The following is an 11629-nucleotide window of genomic DNA, read 5'->3' as shown; positions in this document are numbered from 1 at the left end:
TGCACAGGCTGATGCAACTCTATACGGTTCTTTCCGTGTTAAAGTTGAAGACGTTGATAACCAAGCACTTGACCTAGGCGACGACTCAAGCCGCATGGGTATCAAAGGTGACGTAGACCTAGGCCTTGAAGGTACTAAAGGTTTATTCCACTGGGAAGCTCAGGTTTACGGTGTAGACGATGCTGACCAAGGCGTTACTACTGGTAACCGTCTAATGTACATTGGTGCTACTGGTGATTGGGGTACTGCACTAGCAGGTAAGCAGTATCACCCTCATTACCTTTGGGTAACTGGTCAAGGTACTTATGCAGTATTTAACTCTTCTGATGGCGCTACTGCTGAATGGAACATTCTTGGTAATGATCTACACAAGCGTCAACAAAGCACTCTAGCATACATCTCGCCTGTAATGTCTGGTTTCCAGCTTGCTGCTGGCGCAGTTGTTGGTGCTAACGTTGCTGACAGCACTGATGACGTTGATGCGTATAACATTGCTGCTAAATACTCTGCAAATGGTCTATACCTTGCAGCGTCTATCGGTAAAGGTCAGAGCGATTCTCTTCTTGTTGCTGAAGATATTGATACTTGGGGTCTAGCGGCTACTTACACTATCGATGCTCTTAAGTTAATTGCTACTTACGAAGATCGTGATTCAGCTGCGCTTGAAGCTGATGCTATGAACCTTGCTGCTATCTATAACCTAGGCAATGGCCTAAGTGTTAAAGGTCGTTACGCTGAGAAAGATATCGATGGCGCTTCTGATGAACAGTCTAACTGGACTGCTGAAGTAGAGCAGAACCTTGGTCAAGGCCGTGTTTATGCTTCTTACTGGGCATTCAACAGCGAAGCTGAAGATGTAGGCGGCGAAGCTGACCGTATCATCGTTGGTTACCGCGTAGACTTCTAAGTCGACATTTCCTTACGGAAATATTTAAAAAAGGCTTCCCTCGGGAAGCCTTTTTTTGTTGTAGATAAAAAATATACCCTTACATGTTTTTCATCTAGGCTCAACTCAGATAGAATAACGGGTTCAATATCTAGGTTCGATTTAAGGGAAACTGAATGAAAGCCAAAATGCGTAGTTTATTTGTAGCAGGGGCTGTATCTGTAATGCTTGCTCAGCCTGTTATCGCTGAAGAGGTTAATGTTGACCCATGGGAAGGGTTTAACCGGGTTATGTTTGGTTTTAATGATCGCTTAGATACTTATGCTTTGAAACCTATTTCTCAAGGTTATAAGGCCGTTATGCCTGATATGGCAGAGACAGGAGTAAGCAACTTCTTTGATAATTTATCAGATGTAGGCACGCTGCTAAATAACTTGCTGCAAGGTAAATTTCATAGCGCGGGTCAGGACTTTGCTCGAGTGACTTTTAATTCAACTCTAGGTTTAGCAGGCTTGATTGATGTTGCTACGCCAATGGGTATTGAAAAGCATGAAGAGGACTTTGGTCAAACATTTGGCTACTGGGGTGCCGAAAGTGGTCCTTATTTAGTGCTTCCGTTCTTTGGTCCTGCGACTGTTCGTGATGGTATTGGTATGCTGCCGGACGCCTTCGTTGATCCTGTCTATCATGTGAATGATAATGGCGATCGTAACGCTTTATACGTTACACGCATAATTGACGGGCGTTCTCAGCTCTTGGAATCTGAAAAGCTTATCTCAGGCGATAAATATACATTTATCCGAGATGCATACTTGCAGAAACGAGCGTTTTCGATTGCTGATGGCGATGGTGAAAACTACGACGATAGCAATTTCTAATATCTATTTGCGCCTTACTAAGATGACCCCGGTTTTTATAGTCAATTGGGGTCTATTCTTCTTTTTCTGTAGTCTTTTCTATTTTTATTATTGCATCTTTGCTCCCCAGCATTTAACGTATTCTCTCATAGATCCTTACTTGCCTTGCAAGGCTTGCTTATGAGACAAACCTACCAAACTATCTTACTGATTGATCATGTTGCTGAAGCAATCGAGTCCATTATCAATGCATGTAACCATGTAGACCTTCCACCTGTTAAAATATCTACTGCGTACAGTTCTGATTTTGCTTTAGAGTTACTTAATGAGCATGATTTCTCTCTAGTGATTGTTGGACTCAATGATCATTTTTCTTTAGATGATGTTGCTTTGTTGGCTGAAAGGCATGATCCTAAGCCTCTTATGGTTTTACTGCCAGAGCCCAAATGCGATCAGGTTTTACTCGCGTTGAGGAAAGGTGCTTGTGATGTATTTATTCAGAGTGAGATCTCTGAAAATGAAGAAGAGTTTGCCTGTTCGATTTCCAGGCTGCTTGTTCAGGCAGAATTGATTGAAAAGAATCTTCATTATCGTGAAGAGCTAGAGAAAAGCTTGAGTGAACTCAGGGTCGATCAGCAGGCCGCTAGGCAGATTCAGCAGAATATGTTGCCTGAGAAAGATGTTAGGGTTGGAGGGATTCATGCTCGATATCTTCTGATTCCATCTCTCTATTTGAGTGGTGACTTTGTGGATGTTATCTCAATTGATAATGAAAAGACGCTATTCTATCTCGCCGATGTATCTGGTCACGGGGCTTCTTCTGCTCTGGTGACGGTTTTGTTAAAAAATATGACAAATCGGTTATTACGAAATTATAGGCGCGCTTCAAGTTTTGACATATTATCGCCTATAAACACGCTCTACCGTATAAATTCGGAGTTAATCGATACCGAACTTGGTAAGCATTTGAGTATTTTTATCGGTCTTTTTGATAACGCAAACTCAACTTTGACCTATGCTGTAGGTGGGCATCACCCAATGCCTATTATTCGTGATAGTCATGGCGCTCGGTTTTTAGAGGGGCGCGGTATGCCGGTAGGTCTTTTTCCAGAGCCCCATTTTGAAGAGCGAAAGCTAGGAGAGCTAACGGAATTTGAAGTGACTATGTTTTCGGATGGTATTTTGGAAATGCTCACCGATAAAGGTATGGATGCCAAGGAGCAGAGGCTTATTGATGCTGTTCTTGATACTAAAGGAGAGGGCCCTGACTGCATCAAGGAGGCATTACTTCCGGGTATAATAAATGATGCACCCGATGATATAGCAATAATGACGATTTGCAGGCAGTAGATAATGCAAGAAGGTTTGATTTATTCAGCGTTTGTTGATGGTAGCTTCGTCCTGAAGTTTGTTGGAGACGTGCGCTTAACGCTATGCGCATCTTTAGATTGTCATTTAGATAAAGTTCTTGATCAGCCTGACGTTACTGATATTCTAATTGACCTTACTCAGGCTGAGGGCATCGATAGTACGTCCCTTGGCTTAATCGCAAAACTTTCGATCAAAGCTAATCAACGCGATCTAGGAAAGCCCACGTTGGTATCTACTGATCCTGATATCACTCGTATTCTTTATACTATGGGTTTTGATCATATTTTTATCTTATTAGAAGAGTTGCCGTTAACGGTCCGGGATCTTCAGCAACTTCCTTTAGTTCAAGAATCTGTTGATGAGATGAAAGAGAGAATAATTTCTGCGCACCGTGTTCTCATGACCCTTAATGAGACAAACCGCGAGGCTTTCAAGGATTTAGTCTCAACGCTTGAAGCTATTGATGAAAAATAGGAATTCTTCTTATATCTCTTTTTTCTGGGTCTTGTAGTATTAGCCTTGGTTGGGAGTAGATGGATCTACGTTTTGTTTATGGATAAAGCGCCCAGCCTCATTGCTTATGGACAAGCAATGACCGACATGGATGGTTGGATCGAAGGCCTGCGGGGAGGATACCCGTAGGCCTTTTTTATAGAGTTTATTCTTCTTCTACTTGATCCTTTCTGGCTCTTGCGTTATCAGCTTTTTGTATTTATCTGGTATAGTTTTAATACTTCATAGCAGCACGTCATAACGTTTTAATTTATTAGTTAATAAGTAGTGAGTTAGCTTTAAAGTTTTCTCTATGATTGCTCAATCATATCTAAATATGTAATTAGGGGTGTGAATGTCTACTCAGGGTCCATACAAAGCTTTTCTATATTGGTTGCTATTGGCTGGGGTTTTCTCTTTTTTTATTTTTTTAAGCTGGGATCTTGGCTTTTTAAATACCCTATTTGAACAAGATATCACTCGCATAAGTTTATTCATTTTTCTGCTATTTGTTTTAGCCTCTATTCATTGTTGCTACAGAAGTTGGTTTCTATCTTGTCAGTCAGTCGTATTGGCACAGTTAAAAGCAGCTCCTTACGATGAAGGGGAGGCATGTAGTACTAGCTGGTTTTCTGGAGATGCTTCCCCTGTTAGAGCTTACATCAGTGGCGTTTCACTAGGAAAAAGTGAGAGTGATAAAGTTATATTAGCAGAGCTACTTTCTGAAACTCTCAAAGGCTCTCATCAAGTGGGTTGGTTTGTTGCTGCCTTGGTCATTAAGCTGGGCTTGCTGGGCACTGTCGTTGGCTTTGTGTTGATGCTGAGTTCTATTTCTGGAATTGAGGAGCTAGATATTTCAGATATCAAAGATTTAATGCAGCAGATGACGCAGGGGATGGGAGTTGCGATGAATACAACGATGATAGGTTTGATTTCAAGTATGCTCCTAGGTGTTCAGCTGCTGCTTCTTGATCGTTGTGCGGATGGGTTAATTGTTGATGTAGTCGATTTTGCGCAGTTAGTTGAGCATGGCTCTGAAGGAGCAGATGATAATGCCTCTGTTTCAACGTAAAAATAGCTTTGATATCGATCCATTTACAGACTTACTGTTCAATGTTCTGCTTACATTTACTTTTCTTTTTTTAATCGCTTTACTGTTGTTAAATCCGCCGGCAAAAACGGGGATTATTGATCCCAAAGCTGAGTTCGTCGTTACGGTTAGTTGGCCTGATAATGACCCTAATGATATAGATGTTTGGGCATCAGGGCCTGATGGAACAAAGGTTTGGTATAAGAAAGCACAGGATGGCTTGATGCATTTAGATCGAGACGACCGAGGGTTGGCGAATGATACTCAAATGGTAAATGGCAAAAAAATACAGAACCCTCTAAATCAGGAAGTTTTGACAATTCGGGGGCGGCCACCAGGTGAATTTATTATCAACGTCCATTACTTCAAAAGTGAAACTAAAAGTGAGATACCTGTCACGATTTATCTGGCTGAAGTTAACCCGACGATGAAGGTTCTACACTACCAGACTGCGACTTTGGTTAATGAGGGCGATGAAAAAACACTTGTTAGATTTACGATTGCTCCTGATGGTTCAGTAAGCAATATTAATCAGTTGCAGAAAAGCTTAGCCAAGGTTCAGGGTAAGTGATTTGTTGCTTTGAATTCATTACCAGCTAACTTTTTATCAATCCCGCTAACGAATATTTATTATTCGAATGTGTTGATATATCCCCGAATCGCTAAGTCTAGAGGGTACGGTCATTAGTTAAATGCTCGCTTGGGTTTCAAGGACCCATTGTAAGCTTTCATCTCTTGCTTCGCTTAGCTTAAGCATTTGTGCTTGTTTTATTATCTCGTCCCAGTTCCCTGTCATATAGTTTTTAACATCACTTAATAACTCACCTAATATCCCTTCGTTGTGTAAAAGGGCTTGTGATATCTCGGCTGAAATTGGCAGTTGTTGCATGATCTCTTCAAGTTCAAAATTCAACATGGCGTCAATGCCTGATAGCATCCCCGTCATGAAGGCTGTGCTTGAGTTTGATATTCCATATTCGTTGGCTAATTTTTCGCACATTCTTGCACGAGTGAGTGCTTCACGAGTGAGTTCGCAGGCAGCTGTGGAATTTTGTGTGGTGCTAATAAGAATCGCCCACTTTTTTAATTCATCTATGCCAAGAGCAATAATAGCTTCGTTTATGCTATTGATCTTTCGTGTGATTGAAAAGCGAACAGAGTTTACAATTTTCAGAAGACGTAAAACCAATTCAGGGTCTTTACATACGATTGCTTCAAGTGATTCTGGGGAGGCCTTTGGGTTTTCGAGCTCGGCCATCAGTTGAAGATTCGTTAGGTCATTGCCCGTCAGTTTTCGGCCTTCAACAAGTTGGGGGCGGCAAAAGAAATAGCCTTGAAATAGTTTAAACCCAAGCTGTTTACAGTATTCGTACTCAGCTTGAGTCTCGACTTTTTCTGCTAAGAGTGTGACTTTATGTTTCTTCAGTTGAGTAATATGTTCAATTAGTTGGCTTGGTGAGAGTTGCTGAATATCGATTTTAACTATTTTAGCGAGTTCTAATGCAGGTTCCCAGCTTTGATCATAGATGAAATCATCAAGCGCTAAACGATAACCCTTTTTTACAATCATCTTTAACCTTTCCATTATCTCGTCAGTTATGGCGACGTCCTCTAAGACTTCTAAGACAAGTGCATCAGGTTTTAGGGTGGGGAGATTGCCATTATAAAGCCATTCAGCATTAAAATTTATAAATGCAGGAAGGGTTCGTATTTGACCATTTTGAAGAATACTGCTGTATGCGTGCAGTAAAACTTCGGCGGTAGCTTGAGTACCATCGAATGGGAGTTGAGGTCCATCGCCTTTGGCATCACGATATAGAAGTTCGTATGCAATGGTATTGAGATCTTTATCGAAGATCGGTTGGCGCGCAAGCAAAATAGATGAAGCCAAGTCTTTTTATTATCCTAAATTTTTTTTTTTTATTGTAGGCTATTAGAAATAATAGCGATTAAATTATAAAAAAACGACCATTCTTTATGTATGTGTTTATTCCGTTCCCTAATAACAGGTTAATCTATATGCTTTTTCTACAGGAAAACATTGAAAATGTAGGAAGTTGATAGGGTTTATTAAGTGCTCTGTTTAATTGTTTATCGAGAGAATCACCAGGTTATATGATTACACGAAGACATTTTTTGGTTGGTAGTTTCCCATTAACGATTTCGGCATGTACTACACACGATGCTTTTCGTTTAGCTGAAAGTGTTGCTAGAGGGAGTTCCCTTGAAAGTATTGTCACCTCGCAAGCTCAGAGTAAAGCGAAAGCTTGGGTGGCCAATCCTGACTCTCTTAAAAGTGATGTGAAACGTTTTGAACGTTTCTTGAGTAGTATTTCCGGTAGTTGGGGTGATAGCGATAGCATAAGAGCGACACCAAAGGAGTACGTTAAATATACGGATAGTTATATAAACCGTGCACGTATTAATTTTGAAACAGGATTGGTTACGGTTGAGAGCTTAGATCCTCTTCTGCTTAAGAAAACGATAGTCACTACCTTATTAACCCCTTTTAATCCTGAGCGAGTAGACCTTTTTTCAGATAAGGATGTGCCTCTAGGTGATGTACCATTTTTATATAATCAGTTGACAGACAATGAAGGCAAACCTGTTCGTTGGGAGTGGCGTGCAGAGCGGTTTGCTCAATACCTTGTAGATAAAAAGCTACAAAGTAGAGAGATTGTAGATGTTTCGGGAAATCATAAGAAATTAGTGTTTGTAGAGTTTCCTCTCGTTGAGAAACATAGTGTAAATAGGAAGTTTAAGTATTCGGCTTACGTTGAGCGGTTTGCAAGTCAGTACGGTCTTGAGTCAGCTTTAGTGTATGCGATTATAAAAACAGAGAGTAATTTTAATCCTTATGCTGTGAGTTGGGTTCCTGCCTATGGATTGATGCAAATTGTGCCTACTACTGCGGGGCGTGATGCCTTCGAGTTTATACATGGCTATCCAGCTACGCCGTCATCCGCTTACCTTTTCAATATTGAGAATAATATTCGAATGGGCTGTGCGTATTTATCCATATTGAATACTCGCTATCTGGCAAAAGTAAGGAATATTCGAAGTAAGGAATATTGTGTTATTGCTGCCTATAATGGTGGAGCAGGAAATGTATTAAGGAGCTTTTCATCAAGTAATGATGAGGCTTTTAAAAAAATAAATCGCTTGTCGCCAGAGCAAGTTTGGGCTGTTTTAAGGAGCAAGATGCCTAGCGAAAGCCGATCCTATCTTGTAAAAGTTGTCGAAGCTAAGAAGAAATATCGTTAATTTGACTATACTTTTTTATATATTGATCTACCACAATGGATGAATAGTGGTGAATCGTTAGGGTAACTGAAACAGCTCAAAGGATGAGTGCCATATATAATGCTTAAGCAGACGTTGTCGCCATTAAATAAGATAAAGATAGTGCTTGTGGGGGGAGGGCTGATTGCGCTGCTTTTGCTTGTTGCCTACCTCAGCGTGTCCTTAAAGGGCTCCAATATTTCTAATTGGGCTCAAGATGCGGCTCATTCTGCACGTCAATTGGCAGGTTGGGTTGATAACGAACTTGATCAGGCAAAATCTCGTTTAGTCTATGTTTCTAAACTGCCGCAGTTTTCCACAGCACTAGATAGAAAGCTTGTTGATCTGTCGGTTAACGGAATTCCTTTAGCGTTAGATCCTAAGCGCAGAGAGGTCCTTGATTGGACTCTGAAAGAAAGCTCCTATGGTTTCAATGTATTATTTGTCCTCTTTCCAAACGGTGACCATTATTTATCTCACCCGTTTTCAGTTCAGAAGTCATTAAAAACATATAACCTTTCTCATCGCTCCTATTTTCAGAAGGCGACTCTCTATAAGCAGCCTGTGTTATCAAATGCGTTTGTGGGGGCTGATGGTATTCCCGCTATTGCTATTGATGTACCCATTACTAATGAAAAGGAGGAGATTACATCTCATTTAGGAGGGGTTTTGCATCTAAGTATGATGTCTGAGTTATTGAGTAAGCAAGGTCGTCATGCTCTTGATGAGCGGTATTTTTTATTGGATCGAAAAGGAAGCGAAGTCGTAAAAACAGGATTAGATACTACTCAGTTTTTACAATTAAAAGCGTTGATGACGGGGCGTGGTATTTGGCAAAGTTTGGAGGGTGATTACCCATATTTAACGGATGTTATTCATCAGCCAGGTAATGATCAATTAGTGATTTTAGTTCGTTTGCAAAGTGGCTGGACCTTAGGTGTTGTTTCTGGATTAGATGTTGTTTCTGAGCAGTTTTCGGATGATATCCGACATACTGCATTCATTGCTGCCTTTCTGATTTGCTTAATTATCGGTGCAAGTATTTTATTAGTGCAAAAAATTGGTACTAAATGGCAATTAGCAGAGGGCGAATTGAAGCAGGTAAATGATCAATTGGAGCTCAGAGTCGAGCGTAGAACTGAGCAGTTGGTCATGCGGGAAAGAGGTATACAGGATGCTAAGAATCGGCTTCAGGATATTATAGAGGCAACTAGGGTAGGTACTTGGGAATGGAACTTACAAAGTGGTGCTTGTGAAATTAATCAGCGTTGGGCTGAGATCACGGGATATGAGCATGATGAGCTCTTTCCCTTAACTATACCTACATGGGAGCGTCTTGTTCATAAGGATGATTTAACTCATGTGCAGGAGAAACTGAATCAACACTTAAAGGGTGAGGTGGAACATTTTGCCTGCGAAATCCGTATGCAGCACAAAGAAGGGCATTGGGTTTGGGTCTTGATTCAGGGGAGGGCTACTGAACTAGATGGTTTAGGTAAGCCTGTACGTATGTCTGGTACGTGCATGGAGATTAGTGAGCGAAAGAAAGCGGAAGCGGCGCTTAAGATGGCTGCGAGTGTTTTTTCTCATGCTCGCGAAGGGATTTTGATTACAAATAGTAAGGGGCTAATCGTCGATGTAAATGATACTTTCACGCTTCTAACAGGTTATTCAAAGGATGAATCCCTAGGGCGTAATCCTAGTTTTCTCAAGTCTGGTCTACAGTCAGATTCATTTTATAAGCAGATGTGGGAAGAGTTAGAGATTAATGGGCATTGGAGTGGTGAAGTTTGGAATCGTAAGAAATCAGGGGAGTTCTTTGCTGAACTTTTAACTATTAGTGCGGTTAAGGAAAAGGATGGTCAGATAAACAATTATGTGGCTCTTTTTTCTGATATTACGCGTTCAAAAATGAATGAGCAAAGGCTAGAGCATGTAGCGCATTATGACCCGCTTACGAATCTGCCTAATAGAGTATTGCTAGCGGACAGGCTGAATCAAGCGTTGTTGTTAGCGAAAAGGAAAAAAGAATTAGTATTGGTTGCCTATATTGATTTAGATGGTTTTAAGCAAATAAATGATAATTATGGTCATGATCAAGGCGATTATTTACTAATAGAAATAGCTAGAAAAATGAAATCCTGCTTACGAGGAAGTGACACAATCGCTCGTTTAGGTGGTGATGAGTTTGTTGCAGTATTAACAGGATTTCAGAAAATAAATGACAGTATTACGTTGCTTGAGAGGCTTTTAAAAGCGGCATCTCTACCTGTATTGCATAAGCAGAGACAATATAAGGTTTCTGCGAGTATTGGAGTGACTAGCTACCCTCAACTTGATGAGGTGGCGGAGGATCAGCTATTGCGACAAGCTGATCAAGCAATGTACCAAGCTAAAATAGAAGGTAAAAATAGGTATCATTTCTTCAGCCCTGAAAAAGACCGAGCGGCTAAAGGGTTTAATGAGAGCCTGAAAAGCATCAAAAAGGCGTTGGGTCGTAATGAATTTGTTCTCTATTACCAGCCTAAGGTAAATATGAAAACAGGTTCTGTTATCGGTTTTGAGGCCTTAATTAGATGGAGCCATCCCGAGCGAGGTTTGCTGGCGCCGGCGCAATTTTTACCAATTGTTGAAGGGCACTCGCTCAGTATCGAGTTGGGGGATTGGGTGCTTGCTACCGCGTTATGTCAGTTGAATGCGTGGAACAAGGCCGGGTTAGATTTTACCTTGAGTATTAATGTAAGTAGCCTAGAGATACAGCAGGCGGATTTTGTGGATAAATTGGGTCAATCTCTTTCAAAATATCCTGACCTTAAACCTTCGGCTTTGAGTATCGAGATTCTTGAAACGAGTGCGTTAGAAGATGTAGATCAAGTCTCATCAACAATAATTGCATGTCAAAATTTAGGAATATCCTTTTCATTGGATGATTTTGGTACGGGCTATTCTTCATTAACTTATTTAAAACGATTGCCCGCAGCAGAATTGAAAATAGATCAAAGTTTTGTGCGTGACATGTTAGATGATCCTGACGATCTCGCAATACTGCAAGGTGTACTAAGTTTATCAAGAGCCTTCCGTAGAGAGGTGATTGCCGAAGGGGTTGAAACTGAAGAGCATGGAGTGATGTTGCTTCAGTTAGGTTGTGAAAATGGTCAAGGTTATGGCATTGCTAAACCGATGCCTGCATATGAAGTCGAAGGCTGGGTTAAAGCTTGGAATCCTCCTTCCTCATGGGTAAAGACGGTTTGTTTGGGTTCGAAGCAGACGTCTGTATTAAATGCAGTGGTTGAGTTAAAAGCGTGGATGAAAACGATTATTGAAACTGTCCAATCATCTGAGTTTTCAGTAGAAAAGATAGAGCTAAGTTATTGTTATCTAGGGCGCTGGATCGAGAATGAAGGCGCTTCCGTTCTAGCAACGGATATAGATAAATATGGCGTAGTTGAGCAGCATAAACAACTACATGAAGCGGCAGAAGCTCTGTTTGCTGCATATCAATTGGATCAATCAAATATTGTTCAAAATGAAATCACGGCTTTCGTTTCTAAGGGAGAGCAGTTGGCGAGTTCATTAATGGCAGCGGCTCTTGCCAATTCTGGTTAATTATAAAATCAGGCTATTGAGTGTAGCTTCCTCATTATAAGTAAG

At 40.8% G+C, this 11629-nt stretch carries 9 protein-coding genes; 8 read left to right on the top strand and 1 reads right to left on the bottom strand.

Going from position 1 to position 11629, the window contains the following annotated elements:
* The 6 genes from B4K11_RS10800 to B4K11_RS10775 all read left to right on the top strand — a co-directional run.
* The coding region (locus tag B4K11_RS10800; RefSeq protein ID WP_292959374.1) for a porin at window positions 1-907 on the top strand (907 nt) is incomplete at its 5' end.
* A 155-nt stretch (window positions 908-1062) separates the two neighbouring features.
* Window positions 1063-1764: an MlaA family lipoprotein gene (locus B4K11_RS10795; protein WP_292959373.1), complete on the top strand. Its 702-nt coding sequence runs from the start codon at window positions 1063-1065 to the stop codon at window positions 1762-1764.
* A 159-nt stretch (window positions 1765-1923) separates the two neighbouring features.
* Window positions 1924-3093, top strand: coding sequence for a PP2C family protein-serine/threonine phosphatase (locus B4K11_RS10790; RefSeq protein WP_292950346.1), 1170 nt, complete (start codon window positions 1924-1926; stop codon window positions 3091-3093).
* Between the two features lie 3 nt (window positions 3094-3096).
* Entirely contained in the window at window positions 3097-3588 is a 492-nt protein-coding gene (locus tag B4K11_RS10785) for an STAS domain-containing protein (RefSeq protein ID WP_292950347.1), read from the top strand.
* Between the two features lie 373 nt (window positions 3589-3961).
* Window positions 3962-4678, top strand: coding sequence for a MotA/TolQ/ExbB proton channel family protein (locus tag B4K11_RS10780; RefSeq protein ID WP_292950348.1), 717 nt, complete (start codon window positions 3962-3964; stop codon window positions 4676-4678).
* A complete protein-coding gene (locus B4K11_RS10775) occupies window positions 4659-5267 on the top strand; it encodes a hypothetical protein (RefSeq protein ID WP_292950349.1) in 609 nt (202 codons plus the stop codon). Before B4K11_RS10780 ends, B4K11_RS10775 begins: the two co-directional genes overlap by 20 nt.
* Before the next feature lie 117 nt (window positions 5268-5384).
* Here B4K11_RS10775 and B4K11_RS10770 read toward each other — a convergent pair whose 3' ends face one another.
* Window positions 5385-6587 carry an EAL and HDOD domain-containing protein gene (locus tag B4K11_RS10770; protein WP_292950350.1) on the bottom strand — a complete coding sequence of 401 codons (1203 nt, stop codon included), beginning with the start codon at window positions 6585-6587 and terminating at the stop codon, window positions 5385-5387.
* Window positions 6588-6811: 224 nt separating this feature from the next.
* Here B4K11_RS10770 and B4K11_RS10765 point away from each other — a divergent pair, with 224 nt between their 5' ends.
* Together B4K11_RS10765 and B4K11_RS10760 are read left to right on the top strand one after the other, a co-directional pair.
* Entirely contained in the window at window positions 6812-7960 is a 1149-nt protein-coding gene (locus tag B4K11_RS10765; RefSeq protein WP_292950351.1) for a murein transglycosylase domain-containing protein, read from the top strand.
* Between the two features lie 99 nt (window positions 7961-8059).
* Window positions 8060-11584, top strand: a complete 3525-nt coding sequence (locus B4K11_RS10760) for an EAL domain-containing protein (RefSeq protein WP_292950352.1) — start codon at window positions 8060-8062, stop codon at window positions 11582-11584.
* The last annotated feature ends 45 nt before the right edge of the window (window positions 11585-11629 follow it).

The organism is Neptuniibacter sp. UBA6509, from assembly GCA_002435145.1.
GTDB lineage: Bacteria > Pseudomonadota > Gammaproteobacteria > Pseudomonadales > Balneatricaceae > Neptuniibacter.
This window is presented reverse-complemented; position numbering and strand designations above follow the sequence as displayed.

Coding starts and splice junctions, on each gene's coding strand:
- B4K11_RS10795 (WP_292959373.1), top strand. CDS start 1,063: ATGAAAGCCAAAATGCGTAGTTTATTTGTAGCAGGGGCTGTATCTGTA.
- B4K11_RS10790 (WP_292950346.1), top strand. CDS start 1,924: ATGAGACAAACCTACCAAACTATCTTACTGATTGATCATGTTGCTGAA.
- B4K11_RS10785 (WP_292950347.1), top strand. CDS start 3,097: ATGCAAGAAGGTTTGATTTATTCAGCGTTTGTTGATGGTAGCTTCGTC.
- B4K11_RS10780 (WP_292950348.1), top strand. CDS start 3,962: ATGTCTACTCAGGGTCCATACAAAGCTTTTCTATATTGGTTGCTATTG.
- B4K11_RS10775 (WP_292950349.1), top strand. CDS start 4,659: ATGCCTCTGTTTCAACGTAAAAATAGCTTTGATATCGATCCATTTACA.
- B4K11_RS10765 (WP_292950351.1), top strand. CDS start 6,812: ATGATTACACGAAGACATTTTTTGGTTGGTAGTTTCCCATTAACGATT.
- B4K11_RS10760 (WP_292950352.1), top strand. CDS start 8,060: ATGCTTAAGCAGACGTTGTCGCCATTAAATAAGATAAAGATAGTGCTT.